Origin of the sequence: Streptococcus parasanguinis (assembly GCF_000963275.1) — a bacterium.
GTDB lineage: Bacteria > Bacillota > Bacilli > Lactobacillales > Streptococcaceae > Streptococcus > Streptococcus parasanguinis_B.
The window spans coordinates 175,297-198,803 of sequence record NZ_JYOW01000001.1 but is presented as its reverse complement, the minus strand read 5'-3'; the positions used below and the strand labels follow the sequence as shown (position 1 = coordinate 198,803).

Genomic DNA, 23,507 nt, shown 5'->3' with positions numbered 1-23,507 from the left:
AACCTTCGCATCTGCGAAGGTTCTTTCTATTCTGCTAGTTCCAACACAACCGTTTGGTAAGGGACTAATTCGAGCACTTGGTCTCCTTCTTGGAATAATCCTGCTGTATTATTTAAAACGACTGTTTTAATCGGAGCTGGCAACTCCAAGGTAGCCTGGCGATTTTGGAAATTGCTGATTACCAAGAGACGCTTGTCCCCACGGCGTTCAAAGGCGATGATATTCTCGCGGTCCCGATACGCTGGGATCATATCTCCAAACCGGATGGTATTTCCATATAGGGGATGGCGATACAAGGCCGTCAGCTGACGGTAATAATTCAAAATAGAATCTGGATCCTTTTCCTGGTCTTCTACATTAATAGAATAGTCTGGTTTGGGACTGATCAGCCAGGCTGGTCCATCGCTAAAGCCCAGACCTGGCTCCGCTGACCACTGCATCGGTGTCCGCGCATTGTCCCGGCTGTATTTGGCAATCGCGGCCAAGGCTTCTTCCTCACTCAAACCAGCTTCTTTAGCAACGTGGTAGCCATTGATGGTCGCGATATCATCAAAGTCCTCCACTGATTCAAAGACTTGGTTCTCCATTCCAATTTCTTGACCTTGATAGATAAACGGAATTCCCTTGCGCAAAACCTGAATGGTTCCCAGGGCTTTTTTACTGGTATCGTTTACTGGACCTTCTGCGATATAATGGGACACCCCACGAGGTTCGTCGTGGTTTTCGATGATGGTCGAGAGAACACCAATCCTATCTGCGCGCTCATGCGCTTGGAAAATACTTTCCTTGAGTTCTTCCGCTGTTGGAAGAGTATGGTCAAACCAGCCCTTTCCTTCCTGCCCCAAGCAGGTTTGCTTGAAGTCAAAGATAGAAGAAAAGACACCGTCTTTTCCAATGAAGAAATGCAATTCTTCATCGGTTTCATTGAAAACTTCTCCTACAGTGAAAGCATTGTACTTGGCAAAGGTTCGCTCCTTTAACTTTTGCAAGAAGGGTTCAATGGGTTGCGCATTCACCAACGACTCCGGCACTGGGACCAGGCCATTCTTACGGTCTGATGGAAGCGAACGCCATTCTAAATCCTTTTTAATATTGATGATGGCATCAATCCGGAAGCCCGCGATTCCCTTATCCAACCACCAATTGATCATCCTGTAAATTTCTTCGCGCAAGACAGGATTTTGCCAATTGAGATCTGGCTGATCCTTGTGGAAAGAATGAAGATAGTATTTGTTGGTGCCAGGAACCGGCTCCCAAACACTGCCCCCAAAGTAACTTTCCCAGTTGTTGGGTTCTTTGTCACTTTCGATAAAATAAAAGTAATCCGCATAAGGGCCATCTGGATCCGCTAAAGCCTTTTGGAACCACTCGTGATGACTGGAGCAATGGTTAACCACCAAGTCCATAATGATAGAAATCCCTCGCTTCTTACCTTCCGCAATCAACTCTTCCATATCTTCCATGCTCCCAAAAAGGGGGTCAATGGCATAATAATCGGAAATATCATATCCCTGATCAATAAAAGGGCTCTTGTAAACAGGCGATAACCAGAGAATATCAATCCCCAACTGTTGAAGGTAATCGAGTTTCTCCGTGATTCCTTTTAAATCACCAACACCATCGCCATTGCTGTCCTTAAAGCTTTTTGGGTAAATCTGGTAAGCGACCTTCCCCTTCCACCAGTCTTTTTCCATGTCTTGTCTCCTTAAAATGAAAGAGACCGAGACAAATCGTCTCAGTCTCTATAGTGTCAGTAGGTATTAGTATACTGTTTTTTCAGTTTCTTTATCGAAGAAGTGAGCTTTGTTCAAGTCAAATCCAAGTTCGATTGTTTCACCAGTTCCAAGGTAGTCACGCGCATCTACTTTTGCGATAAATTCGTTGTCACCAACTTGGCAGTACAAGTGAGATTCAGAACCGAGCAACTCAGACACTGAGATGGTTGCTTTCACGACTGATTCTGGGAAAGTTTCAAGGAAAGCAGCTTCTGTGTTCACGTCTTCTGGACGGATACCAAAGATCAATTCTTTACCATCATAGCCTTTTTCACGAAGAACTTTCAAAGCACCTTCTGGAACTTTCAAATTCAAGCCATTGGCAACGATGTATCCACCTTCCAATTTCACGTTAATGAAGTTCATTGCAGGGCTTCCGATGAATCCAGCTACGAATTTGTTGACTGGGTTTTTATACACTTCTTGCGGAGTACCGATTTGTTCCACACGTCCGATAGTACCAGTACCAGCTGGGTTTTTAGTAGCAGACATGATAACGATACGGTCAGCCAATGTCATCGCTTCTGTTTGGTCGTGGGTTACGTAGATGGTTGTAGCTCCGATACGACGGTGGATTTTCGCAATTTCAGCACGCATGGATACACGAAGTTTCGCATCCAAGTTTGACAAAGGTTCGTCCATCAAGAACACTTTTGCATCACGTACAATGGCACGTCCCATAGCCACACGTTGACGTTGACCACCAGAAAGGTCAGCTGGTTTACGATCCAAGAATTCTTTCAAGCCAAGGATTTCAGCTGCTTCTTGTACACGTTTGTCGATATCTTCCTTGCTATATTTACGCAATTTCAAACCAAATGCCATGTTATCGTACACAGTCATGTGTGGGTAAAGAGCGTAGTTTTGGAATACCATGGCGATGTCACGGTCTTTAGGTGCCACGTTGTTTACAACAGTACCATCGATTGAACATTCACCTTCTGTGATGTCTTCAAGACCAGCGATCATACGAAGAGTCGTTGATTTACCACATCCTGAAGGACCTACGAAAACGATAAATTCTTTGTCTTTGATGTCCAAGTTGAAGTCTTCAACTGAGTAATGTTCGCTATTTGGATATTTTTTATAAATGTGACTAAGATTCAATTCTACCATGATGGTACTCCTTTGATTTTTATAGTTCTATTGTAAATGAAAACGTTTTACAAATCTATGGCAAGTCTCACAAAAAAGAAAAAGAGTTTTGTGCAAGTTGCACAAAACTCTGGATTTATTTCGTTTAAATCACATCTTGTAAGACCAAATGATAGCACAGGGCTAGATCTGTCAGATTTTTCAACTGAAGACCCGTCAACTCCTCCCACTTGTCAATCTTGTATTGGAGCGAATTGCGGTGGAGATAGAGTTGCTGGGCGGCCTTGGTTACAACTGCCCCATTGTCCCAAAGAGCAACAATGATGTCTTGCAATTGATCTTGACTTTCAATCAACTGATGCAAACTTGCCTTGATTGGAGTGAGATCCAAATCTGCCTGCTCGATTCCCCACAGATAGAGTTGAGAAAAGCGATAGACACCTTGATGACCTTCTCGAATCCAAGCTCGAAAGACGGCCTGTTCTGCTCGGATAACCGGAGATACTTTCCCAGCTTTTGACTCAGTCCATACTTGCCCGACCATGATGGATAAGCGAATGTTGAAATCATACTCCATGGCAGAGACGGTATCTTTTAAGATATCAGCCACAACCAGCGACTGCTCTTGATCTAGAATGAGTACATAGTCCTGTCCACTCAGTTGCAAGACTGCCCGAAAGTTGGGCAAGAGTGTCTGCATCATCTCTAACCAAGAAGCCGTCCCTTCTGCTGTTGAATGCGAGAGGTGGCAATAGACGAGCTGCATTTTTTTGATGACTTGAGGGGCTTCTCCCTTTCCATCGATCAGGTACTGGTACCAAGGATTAGGGGCAACCTCTTCTTCACCACCCAACCAGGAAATCAATTGTTTTTCTCGCTCGGTTAGCTCTTCTTCCTTCAGCAGCAGCCATTGATGAGCCTGAAGGGGAATGGCTACATAACCAGCTGGTGGATTGGCTTGATCCGTCACCTCTGCATGAGGAAACCACTCTCTGATATTTTTCACTGCTTTCTTCCTTCTTCTACTTGCTGGATGCACCAGTCAATCAGCTCTTCTAGACGAGAGAACTCCCCCGTCATATGGAGATAGCCCATGACAGCCTCAAAGCCCGTCGACATGCGATAGGTCACGACATCCGCATTTTTGGCCTTGGTATGGCTATTGGTATTGCGACCGCGCTTGTAGATCTCCAACTCTTTTTCCGCCAGAATTTCTTGCTCCAGCATGCTTTCAATCAAGCTAGCCTGAGCTCTAGCAGAGACGTAGCGGGTTGCAGCCTGGTGAAGCTTATTGGGCTTGGTCATCCCTTGAAAAATTAGGTGCCTGCGAATATACATGGAATAGACCGCATCCCCTTCAAAGGCAAGGGCGATCCCATTGATTAGATTGACATCAATCACGTGTCCACCTTACACCTTCTTTTGTATCCAAGAGCTTGATTCCTTGCGCAGCCAATTCATCGCGAATCGCATCTGCTCGCGCAAAATCTTTCTTAGCCCGCGCTTCCTGACGTTCAGCGATCAAGGCTTCAATATCCGCATCCAAAACTTCTTCAACAAAGACCACTCCAAAGACTTCTAACATCTTTGCCAAGGCATCCTTAACGTCTTGATTGTAGTGACCTGAATTGATCCATTTGGCCAATTCAAAGACAACGGTGATTCCGTTAGCGGCATTGATATCCTCATCCATGGCCGCAATAAACTTGTCCACAAAGTTTTGTAAGTCTGCTGGATCCACTTCTCCGGCGAAAGGTTGCTCATAAGTATTTTTCAAATACTTGAGGTTAGTCTCCGCATCGCGGACAGCTTTTTCTGTAAAGTTAATCGGCTTGCGGTAGTGCTGGGTCGCAAAGAAGAAGCGAAGGACTTGCCCATCGATGGTCTTCAATGCATCATGCACAGTAATGAAGTTACCTAAGGACTTGGACATCTTGACATTGTCGATATTGACAAAGCCATTGTGCATCCAGTAGTTGGCAAAGGTCTTGCCCGTTTTAGCTTCAGACTGAGCAATTTCGTTGGTATGATGCGGAAACTCAAGGTCGGCTCCACCACCGTGGATATCAATAGTATCGCCTAAAATCCCCGTTGACATGACCGAACACTCGATGTGCCAACCCGGACGACCAGGTCCCCAAGGGCTATCCCAAGAAATCTCTCCTGGTTTAGCAGCCTTCCAAAGGGCAAAATCGACTGGATTTTCCTTGCGGGCCGTCTCTTCATCTGTCCGACCAGAAGCACCTAGCTCCAAGTCTTCTAGAGTTTTGTTGGCTAACTTAGCATAGTTGTGAGATTTTTCCACACGGAAATAGACATCGCCTTGGCTCTCGTAAGCATAGCCTTTTTCGATCAAATCAGCGACAAAACGGATGATGTCGTCCATAAACTCAACCACACGAGGGTGGCGGGTTGCAGGCTTGACACCAAGAGCCGTCACATCTTCACGAAAGGCCGCGATGTACTTATCCGCCACTTCCTGAGGAGTAATGCCTTCTTCCTTGGCACGGTTGATGATCTTATCATCCACATCGGTAAAGTTGGAAATATAGGCAACTTCGTAGCCACGATACTCAAAGTAGCGACGAATCGTGTCAAAGGCTACCGTTGAACGGGCATTCCCAACGTGGATATAGTTGTAAACTGTTGGCCCACAAACATACATGCGGACCTTCCCTTCCTCGATGGGGGCAAATTCTCGCAAATCACGAGACATGGTATCATAAATTTTTAACACGCTTCATTTCCTTTCTGTTTCTACTCTTTTGGCTTCAAATAAACCACCTGAGTCTGTTTGACAAAGCCAATCTTTTCATACAAACGTTTGGCACCTACATTGCTGTCTTCCACTGCAATCTGAAATGCCTTATCATTTTGCTCCATGAGTTGGTTGACGAGGGATTTTGCTAAATAGCTTCCATAGCCTTTTCCGCGTTCAAGTTCAGCAATTGCTAAACCGTAGAAGTAATTGGTATTACTCGATAAATCAACCGTGCAAGTCCCAATAACCTGACCATTTTTTAGCAAAATATACAGGCGACTTTCTGGATCTTTCAGAGCTTTGGCGACATATCTATCCACAACTTCTCTCGATTCATGTTCCTCTGAAAATGCCTCAAATTTTAACTGACTAATTTGATCCTGATACGAACGATCTGCTAACAAAACTTCCAGATTGGAATCATTTACTAACGGATAAGGTCTTCTATCTTTATATAACCAGGTTTCTGTTTCGTCATCCTCAACCAGTCCCCAATTGCTGGCAAAATCAGGATGATTCTCTAGAAAAATACGCTCTGTCTGAAAAGTCACAGACTCAATTGGATAAGACGCCGTTTCTTTCTCAAAACTTCCATACAAAGCACGTGCAATTCCCTGACGACGGTGATTAGGGTGGACCAGGATCGCTACTTCCACATCTTGGTCATCCGCATAGATAGTTAATAGGCCAACAAGTTCACCTTTTTCATAATAAAGGAAAAAGGCCGGCATATCGGGATCAAAATTGAGCATATTGGAGAGATAAGGATCCCGAAACGTTCCGTCATACTTCTGACAGATGGCAATAAGGGCCTTTGCTTCCAGTAGTTGGTGGTCATTCAATGTATTGGTTGATTGAATCACGTAGCGATCTCCTTACAAGCTCGAAGACCGATGGCTAGCTTCCTTAGCATGCTCCAGCTTGTTCATGTAGTATTCCCGTTTTTCTTCTTCTTGATGAATGACTGGTTCGTCTTTTCGACCGTGTACCCGCACAATCTTGGCAGGAACACCGACAACGGTCACATCACTTGGTACATCTGAGACGACGACAGCCCCTGCTCCGACTTTGGCCTTGGCTCCGATTTCCACCGGGCCGATGACTTGGGCATGGGCGGAGACCAAGGCTCCTTCACGTACCGTCGGATGGCGTTTGCCGACATCCTTTCCTGTTCCCCCAAGGGTCACCCCATGGTAGAGCATAACACCTTTTTCAACAATGGCTGTTTCCCCGATAACGAGGCCCGCTCCATGGTCGATAAAGACACCAGAAGCAATGGTCGCACCTGGATGGATCTCAATCTGGGTCCAAAAACGCCAAAATTGGCTATGCATCCGCGCCAAGAGCTTAAAACCATGGTTCCACAAAAAGTGGGAAACACGGTGAGCTGCCAGTGCTTTGACGCCCGGATAGGTCAAAAGGACCTCCAGCGAGGTACGCGCTGCTGGGTCATTTTCTTTTACAATATTGATGGTTTCACGCCACCATCCCATACCGTGCTCCTCCTTTTCTAATGCTTATTCTGAATCTTTTTGTGTAATGGTAAAGTCTTTTTTAGGTTTGTGGTCTTTGTTGTGGTGACGAGGACGATCGCCGTGACGAGGACCCTTTTCACCTTTTTCTTCTGAATGTTCAGGTTTTGGCGGACGTGGCAATAGTGCCTTCATAGAAGCATCGACACGACCTTTTTCGTCAATCTTGATAATCTTAACATCCACTTCATCGCCAATCGCTACCAAGTCTTCGACACGGTTAGTGCGCGTCCAAGCCATTTCAGAGATGTGAACGAGGGCATCCGTCTTGTCAAAGAGGTTGACAAAGGCACCAAATTTCTCGATCCGAACCACTTTGGCATGGTAGACTTCATCCACTTTGGCTTCACGTACCAAACCTGCAATGATCTCTTTGGCGCGGTTAATTGCATCTTGGTCGCTCGAGTAGATCGATACGTTTCCTTCTTCGTCGATATCAATCTTAACGCCTGTTTCAGCGATGATCTTATCGATGGTTTCTCCACCCTTACCGATGACAATCTTAATCTTGTCGACATCAATCTTGATGGTATCAATTTTCGGAGCAGTTGGAGCCAATTCTGGACGAACTTCTGGAATGGTTGCTTCGATGACATCAAGGATTTCAAAACGAGCTTTCTTGGCTTGAGCAAGTGCCTCAGTCAAGATTTCTGCAGTGATCCCTTGGATCTTGATATCCATTTGAAGGGCTGTGATCCCGTCACGAGTTCCTGCAACCTTGAAGTCCATGTCTCCAAAGTGGTCTTCCAAACCTTGGATATCTGTCAATACTGTATAGTTGTTTCCATCTGAGATCAGACCCATAGCAATACCAGCTACTGGCGCCTTGATTGGCACACCACCAGCCATAAGGGCAAGTGTTCCCGCACAGATAGAGGCTTGAGATGAAGAACCATTTGATTCTAAGACTTCTGCTACCAAACGGATGGCATATGGGAATTCTTCCAAGCTTGGCAATACTTGAGCAAGGGCACGCTCACCGAGAGCACCGTGACCAATTTCACGGCGACCTGGTGCACCGTAACGTCCAGTTTCACCAACAGAGTATTGCGGGAAGTTATAGTGGTGCATAAAGCGTTTCTTGTACTCTGGATCCAGACCATCGATGATTTGTGTTTCACCCATTGGTGCCAAGGTCAAGATAGAAAGGGCTTGCGTTTGTCCACGCGTAAAGAGACCTGAACCGTGCACGCGAGGAAGGAAGTCGACTTGCGCATCCAAAGGACGGATTTCATCGACCTTACGACCGTCAGGACGAACCTTGTCTTCTGTGATCAAACGGCGCACTTCTGCGTGTTCCATTTGTTCCAAGATTTCAGCCACATCCCGCATGATGCGATCAAACTCTTCGTGGTCGGCATATTTTTCTTCGTAAGTAGCAATGACTTGGTCTTTGACTGCTTGAGTTGCAGCTTCACGCGCCAATTTTTCTTCTACTTGAACCGCTTTTTGAAGGTCGCTGTTGTAGGCTGCGATGATTTCAGCCTGCAAGTCAGCATCTACATGAAGCAATTCCACTTCTGCTTTTTCTTTACCGACCGCCGCAACGATTTCTTCTTGGAAGGCAATCAATTCTTTAACGGCTTCGTGCCCTTTAAGAAGGGCTTCCAACATGATTTCTTCCGACAATTCTTTGGCACCAGACTCTACCATGTTGATAGCGTGTTTGGTACCAGCTACTGTCAATTCAAGAAGAGAGCGCTCAGCTTGTTCTTGCGTTGGGTTGATGATGATTTCCCCGTCAACATAACCCACTTGTACCCCAGCGATTGGTCCGTCAAATGGAATATCTGAAATAGACAAGGCCAATGATGAACCAAACATGGCAGCCATTGGTGCAGATGCATTTTCATCGTAAGAAAGCACTGTGTTGATGACTTGCACTTCGTTACGGAAACCTTCCGCAAACATTGGACGGATCGGACGGTCGATCAAACGCGCTGTCAAAGTCGCATCTGTTGAAGGACGTCCTTCACGTTTCATAAAGCCACCAGGAAATTTCCCAGCCGCATACATTTTTTCTTCGTAGTTGACTTGAAGTGGGAAGAAATCCCCAGTTGCCATTTTCTTAGACATGACAGCTGCCGTCAAGACAGTTGACTCACCATAACGCACGACAACAGAGCCATTTGCTTGCTTAGCAACCTGACCAGTCTCTACGATTAACTCACGACCCGCAAAAGTCGTTTGAAACACTTGTTTTGTCATTGTAATCCCCTTTGGATTGATAAAATTATACGACTTGCCTACAAAGATCAAGATATTTTGGACGGTTCGGCTTGCCGAACATTTCTGTAGAAAAATAGGAAGGTGACGCCGCACTCGATGAGTGCTAGGAAGCTTATCTTTTTTCCTAAGAAATGAGGCCGAAATTCAGTTCATCAGGATACAAAGGGCGTGAAGAATCCCGTATGAAAATAGGAGATTGACACAGTGTGCGATGCACACCAGGAAATCTATCTTTTTCACTAGGGATTTAGCCCGTGTTCAACTATCAAGATACTAAGGCCGTCAAAAGCAAAGTAAAAATAGGAAACTGGCGAAGTCTTCGATGAAGACAAGACAGTTTATCTTTTTTACACAGCTTTTCGGCCGGGTTCAATTACGCATGATAGCATTCTATTGACGCAGCCCATCTGTATGTTATATCCTCATCTTTGTATCCAAGCACGTATACCTTTTATTTTAACATATTCAAGCCCAAAAGAAAAAGGCTTTAAGGGCCTTTTTCTGCGAATCTTCCAAGAGACCTATATAAAAATTTTAGATCCAGGTATAGCTTCTATTTATTTTTAAGATTTCGCGAATTCAGTGCTGTCGACATAAAAGCGTGTTTTGTGGGTTCCACCCTTGTAATTCTTGTTGTTGCGTTTCAAGACAAAACGTCTGTATGGATCGGAAGTTCCTTGGATGGTCGTTGTCACTTCAACTGAATCTTCATTGATCACCCATTCATCCGGTGAAGAGATTTCCATCGGTGGCATCGCTCCGCCACGACCACCAGGAACAACTTCGTAGAAGGCCTTGTCTTTTGTCGAATAGATCCAGCCATTTTTCTTTTCATTTGTTAGTTGGATCAGCTGGTCTTGTGAAAGACTGCGGATAGAGTCCGATGTCTCTTCTGCATTCAATTTATCAATGACATCTTGCAGATTATAGGTCCCAGGCGTGTAGGTATTGTAGTAATCAATGAACATGTCTTGTGGGTAACCATCAACCGCACCGTGATCATTGTTCAACTCCAGCAAGCGAGTCGGTTGTACCTGAAGCGAATAGGTCAAAGACGCACTGTTTTCAATGATCGAATAGATGTCCGCTTGGTCTGCTTTTGACAAGGTCCCAATGGCTTCTTTGTCCTTTTCATCTGACTTTTCTTCTTGCGACTGCTCTTTTTCTTGGGTCTCACCAGAGGACTTCTTGATGGATGAAGTTCCTACTGGAGCATGCTTACGCTCGTAGCGTTTCGGAGCACAGGCTACTAAAGATAGAACAGACACACCCGCCAGTAGTGAAATCATCAATTTTCTCATAGTACCACTCCTTTAGTCCACACGGTAGAAGAAGTCGCTTGCTTCCCACCCTGCTGATTGACCTGTCCAAATACGGTCTTTTCCAATATCAGAAGGATCTGCTATTTGTTCAACGTATACAGGTAGGGAAGTTCCTGCTGGAATGAATCTTATAATTGCACCACCCACCTTATACTTAGGATTACTGAATCCTCCACTAAGGTGATTATCTGTTTGTTGAATTCGATTGACCAGCATATTTTCACCATTCAGGAAAACCTGATCTGGCGATCCAGCACCATCAAACACTAGCGTCCAACCTTTCCCATTTCTCCAGGTTCCTGCAATACTTGAAAAATCACCGTTCTGAATTTCTTGAATGTTCATTTTGTTGCTTGTCTTACTTGAGCTTTCTGATTTAGAACCATTCACGCGCGTTGTATAGTCAAGGGCGATCCAGCCTTGCCCAGATTCCAATTTGCCCCAAGTATGACCTTCCGCTTCTACAGTTTCCGTAATGGTGTGAGTTCCTTTTGCAATCATTCCTGCAGAGGGTGCTGAAGTAGACGGTTCTTTCCGAATACGAAGATCGGCCACGCCAACTTGTACTTGGAAGCTTTCTGATTTTTTCTCTTCTGCTTTCGCTGTTGATTTGGAATCCCCTGAACCATCAAATTTTTTCCAATCAAGCTTACTAAGGTCCAACTTCTTGGCTGAAATCCCAAGAGCCTGTTCTGCCGTTTCCTTCCCACCAATTTGAATGGTTGCTTTCTTTTCTTCCTTGGCTTCCCCTTTTCCTAGCGAATAAAGGGTCAATTCCATTTCTGGATTCACAGATTGCCAAGTAGCATAGACGATTTGTCCATTGTCAAAAACATCTAAGCTAGAGCGATAGCCACCCACCGCAGCTGTATAAGCTGTATGGAGCAATTCAGCTTTTTGACCTTTAAGGTAATAGATAGCAGAAACATACTGTTTGTTTCCCGTGTATTGATTAGACACCAAGAGCTCATCCACACCATCTTGGTTCAAGTCTGTAAAAGCGTATTGGAAAGTTACGGGAGTTCCCAAGCGTTCCAAGGCATCCAGATAGATATTTTCTTCTGAACCCGATTGTAATTTGCCTAATTCCTCAAATAGGCCTGTTTTATCCCCATTTTTAAGAGCTGTATCATACTTAGCATACCGCTTCAAAACCTCTTGATAATACTTCTGACCTGTATCCTTCTTTTCTTTTTTAACCGATGATGACGTTGCTGTCTTTGGCTTGCTTTGGCGTTCATAACGTTTGGGCGTGCATGCCACTAAAGATAGAACGGACGCACCCGCCAGTAGTGAAATCATAACCTTTTTCATAAAGAATTCCCCATTTAACAATCTTTTTCTTAAAATTATATCATTTTAGGCTGGGTTTCCCCAGCCTAAATAGTGTTTTTATTTTGATTCACGTTTGCGTTTCAATTCAACAAAACCTAGAGCTGCCATTACTAGCCCCATAAGTCCAAGTGCACTTGTAGTTTCACCAGTTGATGGCAATTCCTTCGTATTTGCTTGTTCTTCTTGAGCTGCAACTGGTGTTTTTGCACCAGGAGTTCCTGTTACGATCGGGACGATTGTCTTCATCACTTTGTTTTGAGTGGATTCATGACGAACTGGTTCGTTGCGACGAGTTTCATTTTCGTGTTTGATACGTTCTTGCTCACGACGAATTGTTTCTTCCAATTGTTTTGCTTTAACGAGTTTTTGGTAAGCTTCGAAAACACGAGTGTAATCTTCTTGAGAAGCTTTCGCTTTCAATTTCAAAGCTTCAAGTTTTGCAATTTCTGTTTCAAGAGTTGCTTTAGCTTCAGCTGTTTTAGCTTTAGCTTCAGTCAATGCTTTTTCAGCTTCAGCAAGTTTCACAGGTGCGTTCTTAAGCAACTCAAGATAGTCTTTTGCGTCTTGTACAGCTTGCTCTGCTGATTTGACAGATTGTTTAGCACGTTCAACTTGAGCTTTTGCTTCAGTTGTTGCGAGACCTTTTGCTTTCAAATCGTTTTCAGCATCAAGCGCTGCCTGAAGGGCTTGTTTCAGAGCTTCTTCTTGAGCAATCAATTTAGCTTTAGCGTCTTTCAATCCAGATTCGCGTTGCGCACGAACTTGTTGCAAGTTTGTAAGATTTGATTGAGCGGTTGCCAGTTCTGCTCTAGCTGTTTCAAGAGCTTTAGCTGTCTCTGCTACTTTAGCTTGAGCTGCTGGAGTTTGTTCTTTGACCGCAAGTGCGTCATCGTATGCTTTTTGAGCTTTCGCAATAGCATTTTGAGCAGCGTTCAATTTTGTTTGAGAGTCAACTTGAGCTTTTTTTGCGGAAGCAAGATCATTTTCAGCAGATTTAACGGCATTATCTGCCGCTGTTTTCTTATCTTTTGCTGCCTGAAGGGCCTGTTCTTTCTCTGCAATCGAAGAAGTAAGGGATGCTTTATATTCAGCATCAGTACTAATATAGTCTGATTTATCTTCGTTCATAGCACGACTTGTTGACAAGATGTGGACTGCACCAGAACTTACGCCGATACCAATACCAGTTCCTTGAAGTGTGATTAAATGTTTTGTGTGACCGTTAGATTGGTCACCATCGGCAAACATCATTTTACGGATAGCGCTCGCAATGTCTTGTTTGATATTTAACATAGTGTATCCGTCAAAGTTTTCTTTATGCCATTCTGGTAAAAGTCCCCCAAGAGATTCTCCCGCACCGTATTGTCCAAGAATTGAAGATAGATGTTCCCAATTTTTAAGAAAATTAAACTTATCTGGTGTCCCTCCATTATCCGCATAGAACTTAGAATATCTACGAGCGATAGTGTCAGCCATTTCTTGACCACCTACTGTCAATTGGAGCGGTTCAATTGTTTTACCAGGTTCGCGTTGTGACCAGTATTGTTGGTTAAGGTCGTTCAACATTTGAGAAGAAAATTCAGCAAGTTCTTTACGTTGAGCTGATGTAAGATTTGCAAGATCGATAACTTCTTTGTTAGAACCAATGCCTGTTTGGCTATATGCATCCCAGTCAATTTCTGGTTGCAATTTCATATATTCATCTTGATGAGCAATAAACCATTGGTAATCAGTAATATCATGTTTTGCATATTCTTTAGGAATAACAATTTTACGAATGGATTCGTCTTGCTTTAATTTGGCAAGTTTTTCTTGATACACTTTATTAGCATCGTCAAGTGCTTTTTGAGCAGCATCGACTTCGGCTTGTGCAACACCAGCTTTTGCTTTTGTTTCAGCAAGAGCTTGTTCTTTAGCTTCTACGTTAGCTTTTGCATCAGAGAGACCTTGTTCAAGTGCAGGAACGTTCTTTTCTGTGCGTTCTTTATCAAGAGCTGATTTTGTTTCGTTAATCTTAGCTTGACGAGATGCGTCGAATTGTTTTGCACGATTCAACTCATCTTGAGTCGCTTTGTGAGTTGATTCAGCGTCTTTTAATTTGTTCCCTGCAATCGTTACTGTCTCTTGTGCTTTGCTTAATGTCGTTTCATTGAGAGCTTGTTCTGCCTTCTTAACTTCTTCCTTGGCTAATTCTACTTTTACTTTTTCATTTTCTACTTGTTTAGTAGCCTCTTCATAAGCTTTTTCTGATTCAGATTCTGCTTTTTCAGCTGATTTCACACCTTCTTCAGCTGATTTAACAGTTTCTTCAGCCGATTTTACACCAGCCTCTTTTGTTTTAATGGTATCTTCAGCTTTTGCGATATTTTCTGGTGTTGCTTTTTCTGCAGCTTCCTTTGTTTTTTCATAGTTTGCTGCAGTCGTTTTTTCAGCGGCTTCAGCTTCCCTAGCCTTTTGATCGGCCACGCTGACAACTTTTTCTTGTTCAGCTACTGATTTAGCTGCTTCATCAGCTTTCTCTTTTGCTGTATCAACTACCTCTTTTGTAACCTCAGCAGTATGATCGATATTTGAAACAGTTGCTGATGTCCCTGTCTGAGGTTGAGCAACTGACGCTTCTTCAGCTTGTACAACTGAAGTTACAGCAGTAGCGGCAATAATAGTAGCACCAATAGCAATACTTTTCTTTGTTGTTTTATTCATAATTATATTCCTTCTATTTTCTTCCCTACCTATTTATCCCGGATTTCTTATCTTCCATAACGAATATTCTCAAGTTCACTTGCTACAGCACGTGATGCAGCAGCTGCTTCTTGTGTTTCTGCAATTTGTCTTGCACTTAAAATATTTGCATGTTCTTGAAGCTTGATCATCCGTTCTTGATTAATAATCTGCTCTTTCTCAAGTTCGATCATCTCTGCCTCAAAGGCTCGACGTGCTTCTCGGTCTAAATATGTATCATATAAATTAATCGCTTCTTTTATGTTATCTGCTTTAAAGTTATTAAACGCGTGAATTAGATAATTCACTGCATCTAGTGCGTAATAATCCTTAGGGTACCATCCTTGACCAATTGCTACAGCTTGATTCCGGAAATTTTCCATCAAACGTCCCTCTTGCTGATAGGCCAATTCTAATCGTTGATTTTCTGCAACCACTGCTTGGTAATCTCTTAAATGCTGTTCATTTTTATTACGAATACCTTTATTCACAAACGCAATCATTAATTCCAGCTTATTTTGAATGATAAAATAAGTGGCTACAATTGACACTCCAAGTAGAATTAATGTTATAGGATTAGGAGTCAAAAGCAAACGTAGAGGGAATACAAGTAAGATCCCTCCCATAATCAGTGTCGCTGGATAAATCCAGCTATCCTTTGAACCTTTCATACGACGAAATAATAGAAATAAAAATCCTGATAAGAACAAAACTTCAAAGATAATATCACCGATTAATCGATTCACAGCACCAAGTAAGATGACATACAATAAATCCCCTAATAGTATCGAAATACTTGAAAATACCATAATTGAAAAAGCAAGCTTGAGGGATTTATGAGACAATGTGTTTTCGTTATATTCATCTTGTTGAATCAATTTGGCTGTTCTCATTTGATTAACAAGTGTAACTTGACGTGAACGGGCTTGAATAAATCCCAATATATTCTCACGAATGAGTTCTAATTTAGAGACAATTTCTTCTCTTGTTTCCATTAATAACCTCCTCTATCACTAATTAGCAACATTTTACTAAAATTTTGAATATAAGAATTGCCACAAAAAATTATTAAGCAATCCTTATATTCTTTAGAGCCATTAGTGTTGAGTATTGCATGAAATGCAATACTCTGATGTACTAAGTATATCAGCGAAATTCCAATCCATGCCTTACCTAAATATAGTGGTTAAACTTAAGTTTTTTAATCTTAACTTTTTTCCAGCTCTTTTCAAGATTTTTACACAAGCATTTTCCCCTCTCCCTCTATGTTTCTGCCCTTTTTTCTGATATACTTAGTATAGTTATTTGATCAAAAGGAGAACACTATGGAATTAAAAAAACGTTCTGAATTTCCTGAGAACGAACTCTGGGACCTCACAGCCCTCTATCAAGACCAGGAAGACTTCTTGCGTGCTATTGAAAAAACGCGCGAGGAAATTAATGAATTTGTCCGTAACTACAAGGGCAACCTCCACACCTTTGAAGACTTTGAAGCTGCCTTTGCAGTCTTTGAACAAATTCAGATCCAACTCAGCCATATTGGCAACTACAGCTTTATGCCCCAAACGACGGATTTTGGCGATGAAGCTTTTGCGGAAATTGCCCAAGCAGGGATGGATTTCGAAACTTGGGCAAGCGTTGAACTTTCCTTCTTTGATGATGCTTTGGTAGAAGCGGATGAAGATGTCCTTGAACGCCTGGGTCAACTCCCTCACCTCACTTTTGCCATTCGTCAGGCTAAAATCAAAAAAGCTCACTACTTAGGAGCTGATGTCGAAAAAACGTTGACCAACCTGGGTGAAGTCTTCTACGGACCACAAGACATCTATACCAAGATGCGGGCGGGCGACTTTGAAATGGCTGATTTCGAAGTGGACGGAAAAGTTTACAAGAATAGCTTTGTCACCTATGAAAACTTCTACCAAAACCATGAGAATGCGGAAGTCCGTGAAAAAGCCTTTCGTTCTTTCTCAGAAGGTCTCCGCAAGCACCAAAACACAGCTGCAGCTACCTATCTAGCTCAAGTTAAGTCTGAAAAACTGATCGCAGATATGCGGGGCTATGACTCTGTCTTTGACTATCTCTTAGCTGAGCAGGAAGTGGATCGCTCTATGTTTGACCGCCAGATTGACCTAATCATGAAGGACTTCGCTCCAGTCGCTCAAAAATTCCTCAAACACGTAGCAAAGGTCAACGGTCTTGAGAAAATGACCTTTGCTGATTGGAAGTTAGACTTGGACAGTGCGCTCAACCCTGATGTTACCATTGATGATGCCTATGACTTGGTCATGAAATCTGTGGCACCTCTTGGGGAAGAATATTCCCGCGAAATTGCCCGCTACCAAACCGAACGCTGGGTTGATTTCGCAGCCAATGAAGGTAAGGATTCTGGTGGCTATGCAGCCGATCCATACCGCGTTCATCCTTATGTCCTCATGAGCTGGACAGGACGCATGAGCGATGTCTACACCCTGATCCACGAGATCGGACACTCTGGTCAGTTTATCTTCTCAGACAACAACCAAAGCTACTTCAACGCCCACATGTCGACCTACTATGTGGAAGCTCCTTCTACCTTTAACGAGCTCCTCCTCAGCGACTATTTGGAACACCAGTTTGACGATCCTCGTCAAAAACGCTTTGCCTTGGCTCACCGTTTGACAGATACCTACTTCCACAACTTCATCACCCACTTGTTGGAAGCAGCCTTCCAACGCAAGGTCTACACCCTGATCGAAGAAGGTGGTACCTTCGGTGCTAGCAAGCTCAACAGCATCATGAAGGAAGTCTTGACTGAATTCTGGGGAGACGCCGTTGAAATCGATGACGATGCAGCTTTGACCTGGATGCGCCAAAGCCACTACTACATGGGGCTTTACAGCTACACCTACTCAGCAGGCTTGGTTATCTCAACAGCGGGTTACCTGCATTTGAAGAACTCCGAAAATGGAGCTAAAGATTGGCTGGACCTCCTCAAATCAGGTGGTAGCAAGACCCCACTTGAGTCAGCCATGATCATCGGAGCAGATATCTCAACTGACAAACCACTTCGCGATACCATCCAATTCCTTTCAGACACTGTGGATCAAATTATTGCCTACAGTGCAGAATTGGGAGAATAAGAACAATTTTCAGACTTAGTTTAATCTAAGTCTGATTTTTTTATTAAAATGTTACCAGTTAGTGATTGAAAGCGCTCTTATATTGTGGTATGATTATTGTGAAAAATATTACTAAATATGGAGAAAAAAATGAAAAAGTTTGTCGATTATATCATGGCCCAACCAGTTTGGAAAGTCGTTCTTTACGGTCTCGAAATCCTCTTTATGATTTTTAATCCCAAGATCATTCTTCCTATCCTATTTTTTTGTGGTATAGGATTTGCCTGGTATTTTGCTAAAAAGAAACCCAACGCTGCTAAAAGAAATATCGCTGCTATTGCTTCAGTTCTTGCAGTCGGAGGTGCATACTTAATCAACCCTAATATTGCTTCCACTAAGCAAGAAGAGCAGGCTCAAGCCACTCATTTTGCATCCACTCCTTCTAAAAATGATGAAAGTGCGAAAAAAGAGGCTGAGGCAAAACGTGAAAAAGAAGTAAAAGAAAAAGCTGAGAAAGAGAAAGCAGAGAAAGCTGAAAAAGAGAGAAAGGCAAAAGAAGAACAAGAACGAAAAGAAAAAGAAGAACGCGAGAAAAAGGCGAAAGAAGAACAGGAACGAAAAGAAAAAGAAGAGCGTGAAAAAAAAGAGGCTGAAGCAAAACAACTTGCTGCTCAAGCTGAGTCTGCCGTACAAGCCTTAGAAAACAATCAAGTAATAGAAAATATTGCTCCAGCTCAAGCTGCCATCGCAAATGTAGCTGATCAAGGAACAAAAGATCGCTTAACTCATCGTGTTGGATTAGTACAAAATGCTATTACTGTCAGAGAACAACAAGCTGAACAAGCTCGACAAGCCGCAGCTGCTGAACAGGCAAGACAAGCTGCCCAACAAGCGCAGCAACAACAAGCACAAAATCAAACTGTTTCGGGCGGTGGATATTATAGAGATGCAAGTGGAAGATGGCACAGACCAAATGGGCAATTCGCTTCAAAAAAAGAAATAGCCAGTATTGGATTAGCATGGTAAGCTCTCTAATAGAAACGAATGTCATCGCGCATAAAAAAAGCTAAAGAAGGTTCATTCTTCTTTAGCTTTTTTGCTTTTTAACTCAACTCCGCCACAATGGCCTTAATTTGTGCTGCGGTATGCACTCCTGCTACTTGTTTAACAACCTGCCCATCTTTTTTAAAGAGCAAGGTTGGGATAGACATAATGCCGAAAGCACGCGCTGTTTCTGGATTTTCGTCCACATCCATTTTTAGGATTTTTAACTCATCTTCCGAAAGTTCTTCCGATAATTTTTCTAAAATAGGAGCTTGCATGCGACATGGACCACACCAGGTTGCCCAAAAGTCTACCAAGACCAAGCCTTCTTTTGTTTCTGCTTCAAATGTTGCGTCTGTAATTGCTTTTGCCATTTTCTTTCTCCTTTAGTTTTGGTACTGCGTCAAATCTTGCTTCATCAAATAGAAGAAGACATCTCCGTATGTCCCTTGGTAATCCAACTCATGACCATTATAGGTTAGTTTCACAACAGGATAAAAATCTGCTACCCCAATTAAGCAAGCTTGTTGGGAGCGTTCAAACTCATCGTAGGAATCAAAATGCATGACTCTTTCTTGTTTTGCACCGTCTAGATATGTAATATCAATCATATCGATAACCTCTATTTCTTATGATGCATCAATTGTAACTCTATACATTACATCTGTCAAACAAAACGACTCCCTCAGAATAATGAATCTCGTTCGATAAGGAAAAGACAAGAAAACAGCCCTCTGAATTCAGAGAGCTCCATTCTTGCTGGATAAAACGTTTCTAGACAAGGCGACGAACCGAAGATTGTACTATAATTCTAGTGAAAAAGAAAAGCTACTCTACAATAGAGTAACTTTTTTGTATTCAATTGAACACGGCCTAAGCACTTGGCAAAAAATAACAGCCCTCTGAATTCAGAGAGCTGTTTTGAGCTCGGGCTAAAATCCTAGTGAAAAAGATGAAACTCCTTGTGTTCATCGAACACTGTGTCGTTTCCCTATTTTCATACGGATTTTTGGCGCCCTTAGCATCATGATTAACGACGAAGTCCAAGAGAGTTGATCAACTCACGGTAACGGTTAACGTCGTTTGTACGAAGGTAAGCCAACAAGTTACGACGGCGACCGATTTTCTTCATCAAACCACGGTAAGTAGCGTGGTCTTTTTTGTGTTGTTTGATGTGTTCGTTCAAGTGGTTGATTTCCCAAGTAAGGACAGCAACTTGTACTTCTACTGAACCAGTGTCACCTTCGTGACGTGCGTATTGTGCAATGATTTCATTTTTTTTCTCTTTTGAGATTGCCATGATAAGCTCCTTTTCTTTATGCTCTATCCGAGTGGCAGGTTTGGCATATCCTGCTACCAAGAAAGAGTTAGTTGTCTATTCGACCTTTTTATTCTACCAAGATTTCATCTTTCTGTCAAACACTTATGTTTCCTTTAAGAGGAGCTTTACTCTTTTCTAAAAAGAACCTTGGGAATTTGGACAGCTTAACGAATTCATTCTTCAAGCAACTTATTCAAAAGAGAGTGGGACAGAAATCGGTAATTCGTTAGAATTTGATTTCGTCGTCCCACCTCCGCACAGTTGAGTAGGGCTGTAAAAGCTGATGAAATCAGCGTAGTAGAGCCCACTCAACCACTGCGTCTTGCTCGACAATCCAAAAATAATTGAGAGGCTAGGACTTTTGTCCCAGCCTCTTTATCGGTATGAAGCTTATTTCTCTTTCCGTTTACCACGCAAGAGTAAAGCCAAAGCAAAAATTGCTAAGAGGGCACCGAGTATGGTCAATCCGTAAGCAACAACTTCACCAGTTGATGGAAGAATTTTTTTCTTTCCTTCTTTTGGTGTAGTTGGAGTTTCTGGTTTTTCCGGTGTGCTTGGCGGCGTTGTTGGTGGTGTCGTCGGTGGTGTCGTCGGTGGAGTTGTAGGCGGAGTCGTTGGCGGTGTGCTTGGTGGTGTACTTGGTGGAGTGGTTGGAGGTGTTGTTGGTGGCGTATGACGGTTGGTTACCGTGAAACCATCAATAGTTGTTGTATAACCAGCTACTGGATCCTCTGTAATGGTGTAAGTAATCTTCTTACCTTCCTTGTATACGGGTAGATCCGTAAAGCTTACCTGCCAATTATCAGTAGCTGTGATTTCTTTTACAGCCACTTCTTGACCATCCGCAAGGAGACGAACAGTGATTTTTTCAGGACGAAGACCCTCTTTGTTGTCTGCGTCATCCCAGATCTTCTTAACCGCTACTTCCGTTACTTCTGGCGTACGGCTATTAGTGATCACTACATTTCCCTTGTTACTGTCATCAACCGTACTAGTATAGCCTTTGACTGTTCCAACTTCTTTCACTTGGTACTGAATCTCTTTGCCTTTCGCTTTTAGAGGCAAATTGCTAAAGGTATGAGTCCAGTTATTTTTAGCAGAAAGTTCCACTTCTTTTCCTTGAGCTTTGCCGTCTGCATAAAGCTGTACCTTAATGATGTTTGGACGTTTTCCATCTTGGTCATTGTTGTCTTCCCAACGTTTTGTAACAGTGACGCTGGTTTTACCTGGCTTGTAGCTATTGGTAATAGTTGTTCCATCAATCGCAGCAGAGTAATTGGCTACTGTGTCTTCTGTGACTGTGTAGACAATTTGTTTACCGTTATTGTATTTTGGAAGATTGGTAAAGACTGTCTTCCAATCAGTCGCTGCACTTAGCTCTTGGCTAGCTACTTCTGTACCATCTGCAAGGAGACGAACAGTGACCTTGTCAGGACGAACACCATCTTGATTATCATTATCTTTCCAGATCTTCGTTACTGGAATTTCAACAACTTCTGGTGTACGAGTGTTGGTAATATTGGTTCCTTCGATAGTTGTTTCATAGCCTTCAACAGGTTCTTCTGAAACAGTGTAGGCAATGACATTGCCAGCATCATCGACCACATCGAGATTATCAAACTGATAAGCCCAGGTTCCTGCAGCATCTGGTTTCACTTCTTTGGAAGCGACTTTGACACCATTTGCTAGGAGATTGACGGTGATTTTTGATGGACGCTTGCCATCTTGGTTATCATTATCATTCCATGTCTTTTGACCAGCAACGCTTGTTTTTTCTTTTTGGTTTACGACATCACGAGAAATCGCGAGGTCATTTCCAAAATCATCCTTGCTGATCTTGATAGGTTCTTCAGAGAGCACATAGCCTGTCGGAGCTTGAATTTCTTTAACCGTATAAGCTTGCTTGATCAAACCAGTAATGGTGCCAACACCATTCTCATCTGTCGTAATGGTTCCAACTTGCTCACCTGTATCATCTGCTGTCACGGCAAAGACAGCACCTGCAAGAGCTTGACCATTTTCACCTTTTTTATGAATAGTGAAGGAGTATTTCTCACCATTGAAGTCTCCATCAAGAAATTGATACAGAATATCTGCAACCTTATTTTGCTCCTTGATTTCTGTAGCTGTCATCTTCGCATTGTTTTTGTAGGAAGTATTGATGGCTGGGACCTTGTCCAAATAAACATCATAACGAATCGTCATTCCTTGTTCAGGAGCTAGATCTCCAATATGAACCGTTAGAGAACGACCATCAGCGCTGACAACAGGGGAATAATTCTTGGTGACGTTTGTGGTATCTTTTAAATGATAAGCCCCATCTTCATCACTGACCTGCCAAGTTCCTGTATGGATGTTGACAGAATCTGCTTTGATCTTCCCATCTGTAAAGGCCAATTGGTCTTTAATGTCAATATTATGAAGGGCTGTGTGGCCTTGATTGATGTTCAAGGTATAGGTCAATTTTAATTTATCGTCTGAGTTGGTCCACCCCCACTTGCTAAAGACTTCTGGAGTAGGAGGATTCTCACCCGGGTTCACCCCTTTGTAATCGATATTCCCACCTGAAATCACTTTCTTATCGATCGTGAGAGTAAAATCAAGTGTCTTTTGACCTTTGACGACTTGGTGGTCTACACGCGCAAAGAAACGCAGTTTCCCTGTCACATTGGCCATTCTTTCAGGATAATCCGTATAGGTTACAGTGATGACTTTTCTTTGATCATCTACTGTTGCTGTCGCGACCTTTTGACCACTTGGATCCAGCAGGTCAATGGTATCCGTTTCAAAGACCTTAAAGTCATCTCCAAGTTGGATAACGGTCTGATCTCCCTTTTTTACACGTCCATTTGGCAACACAAAGTTTGCTTCAACTTGAAAACTTTCCCAAACACCGAGTGGATCTGTAATGGCCCCACCAGTTGATTTCGAGATGTTTACAGATGTCACAACATCATTGATCGTATCTGCATGGACTTTAGCCGGACTATTGGGTTTGGCAAATCCTAAAGCCGCTACCAAAAATAGGGCAACTGCTATCACAACAGAATAAAGCCTCTTTTTCATAAACGATTTTTCTCCTTTTTCTACGTTTACTAGATAAGGTATGTGAGTCGAAAAATTATCACTACATATTGTGATTTTATACACAACCCATCTTTTTTCATTATAATCGATTTACTTTGAGAAGACAAGCTATTATATATGCTTTTTTGTATTTTAAGTACATTTTTTTGATACAAAGAAAAATAGAGAGTGGGACAGAAATCGG

Annotated in this window: 18 protein-coding genes; 2 read left to right on the top strand and 16 right to left on the bottom strand. The window is 42.7% G+C overall.

Going from position 1 to position 23,507, the window contains the following annotated elements:
• Positions 1–26: 26 nt before the first annotated feature.
• The 12 genes from TZ97_RS00950 to TZ97_RS00895 form a co-directional block, all read right to left on the bottom strand.
• Positions 27–1,694, bottom strand: a complete 1,668-nt coding sequence (locus TZ97_RS00950) for an alpha-glucosidase (RefSeq protein WP_045759084.1) — start codon at positions 1,692–1,694, stop codon at positions 27–29.
• Positions 1,695–1,760: 66 nt separating this feature from the next.
• Positions 1,761–2,891: an ABC transporter ATP-binding protein gene (locus TZ97_RS00945; protein ID WP_045759083.1), complete on the bottom strand. Its 1,131-nt coding sequence runs from the start codon at positions 2,889–2,891 to the stop codon at positions 1,761–1,763.
• Between the two features lie 124 nt (positions 2,892–3,015).
• Positions 3,016–3,876, bottom strand: a complete 861-nt coding sequence (locus TZ97_RS00940) for a helix-turn-helix domain-containing protein (protein WP_045759082.1) — start codon at positions 3,874–3,876, stop codon at positions 3,016–3,018.
• Positions 3,873–4,271, bottom strand: a complete 399-nt coding sequence (locus tag TZ97_RS00935) for a Mini-ribonuclease 3 (protein ID WP_045759081.1) — start codon at positions 4,269–4,271, stop codon at positions 3,873–3,875. Before TZ97_RS00935 ends, TZ97_RS00940 begins: the two co-directional genes overlap by 4 nt.
• Complete coding sequence (gene cysS, locus TZ97_RS00930) at positions 4,264–5,607, bottom strand: cysteine--tRNA ligase (RefSeq protein ID WP_045759080.1); 1,344 nt, start codon at positions 5,605–5,607, stop codon at positions 4,264–4,266. Before cysS ends, TZ97_RS00935 begins: the two co-directional genes overlap by 8 nt.
• 20 nt (positions 5,608–5,627) lie before the next feature.
• Positions 5,628–6,494: a GNAT family N-acetyltransferase gene (locus TZ97_RS00925; protein WP_045759079.1), complete on the bottom strand. Its 867-nt coding sequence runs from the start codon at positions 6,492–6,494 to the stop codon at positions 5,628–5,630.
• 12 nt (positions 6,495–6,506) lie between these two features.
• On the bottom strand, positions 6,507–7,124 hold the full coding sequence (gene cysE, locus TZ97_RS00920) for a serine O-acetyltransferase (protein WP_003018264.1): 618 nt from the start codon (positions 7,122–7,124) through the stop codon (positions 6,507–6,509).
• 24 nt (positions 7,125–7,148) lie between these two features.
• Entirely contained in the window at positions 7,149–9,371 is a 2,223-nt protein-coding gene (pnp, locus tag TZ97_RS00915; protein ID WP_045759078.1) for a polyribonucleotide nucleotidyltransferase, read from the bottom strand.
• A 584-nt stretch (positions 9,372–9,955) separates the two neighbouring features.
• Entirely contained in the window at positions 9,956–10,693 is a 738-nt protein-coding gene (locus tag TZ97_RS00910; RefSeq protein ID WP_045759077.1) for a hypothetical protein, read from the bottom strand.
• A gap of 12 nt (positions 10,694–10,705) precedes the next feature.
• Positions 10,706–12,028, bottom strand: a complete 1,323-nt coding sequence (locus tag TZ97_RS00905) for a DUF6287 domain-containing protein (protein ID WP_045759076.1) — start codon at positions 12,026–12,028, stop codon at positions 10,706–10,708.
• A gap of 78 nt (positions 12,029–12,106) precedes the next feature.
• Complete coding sequence (locus TZ97_RS00900) at positions 12,107–14,752, bottom strand: SEC10/PgrA surface exclusion domain-containing protein (RefSeq protein ID WP_045759075.1); 2,646 nt, start codon at positions 14,750–14,752, stop codon at positions 12,107–12,109.
• Positions 14,753–14,799: 47 nt separating this feature from the next.
• Positions 14,800–15,765, bottom strand: coding sequence for a hypothetical protein (locus TZ97_RS00895; protein ID WP_024054789.1), 966 nt, complete (start codon positions 15,763–15,765; stop codon positions 14,800–14,802).
• A 330-nt stretch (positions 15,766–16,095) separates the two neighbouring features.
• On the opposite strand from TZ97_RS00895, the gene pepF reads away from it, so the two are divergent.
• The gene (pepF, locus tag TZ97_RS00890) at positions 16,096–17,892 is read left to right on the top strand and encodes an oligoendopeptidase F (RefSeq protein ID WP_045759074.1); all 1,797 of its coding nucleotides are present in this window, start codon (positions 16,096–16,098) and stop codon (positions 17,890–17,892) included.
• 129 nt (positions 17,893–18,021) lie between these two features.
• Positions 18,022–18,897 (top strand): hypothetical protein, encoded by an 876-nt coding sequence (locus TZ97_RS00885; protein ID WP_045759073.1) that lies wholly within the window; start codon positions 18,022–18,024, stop codon positions 18,895–18,897.
• A gap of 77 nt (positions 18,898–18,974) precedes the next feature.
• On the opposite strand, the gene trxA is transcribed toward TZ97_RS00885, so the two are convergent.
• The 4 genes from trxA to TZ97_RS00865 form a co-directional block, all read right to left on the bottom strand.
• Positions 18,975–19,289: a thioredoxin gene (gene trxA, locus TZ97_RS00880; RefSeq protein ID WP_003013593.1), complete on the bottom strand. Its 315-nt coding sequence runs from the start codon at positions 19,287–19,289 to the stop codon at positions 18,975–18,977.
• Positions 19,290–19,301: 12 nt separating this feature from the next.
• Positions 19,302–19,526 carry a DUF4649 family protein gene (locus tag TZ97_RS00875; protein ID WP_024054957.1) on the bottom strand — a complete coding sequence of 75 codons (225 nt, stop codon included), beginning with the start codon at positions 19,524–19,526 and terminating at the stop codon, positions 19,302–19,304.
• A 419-nt stretch (positions 19,527–19,945) separates the two neighbouring features.
• A complete protein-coding gene (gene rpsO / locus TZ97_RS00870; RefSeq protein ID WP_003004251.1) occupies positions 19,946–20,215 on the bottom strand; it encodes a 30S ribosomal protein S15 in 270 nt (89 codons plus the stop codon).
• A gap of 411 nt (positions 20,216–20,626) precedes the next feature.
• A complete protein-coding gene (locus tag TZ97_RS00865; RefSeq protein WP_045759072.1) occupies positions 20,627–23,302 on the bottom strand; it encodes a Cna B-type domain-containing protein in 2,676 nt (891 codons plus the stop codon).
• Positions 23,303–23,507 lie beyond the last annotated feature (205 nt).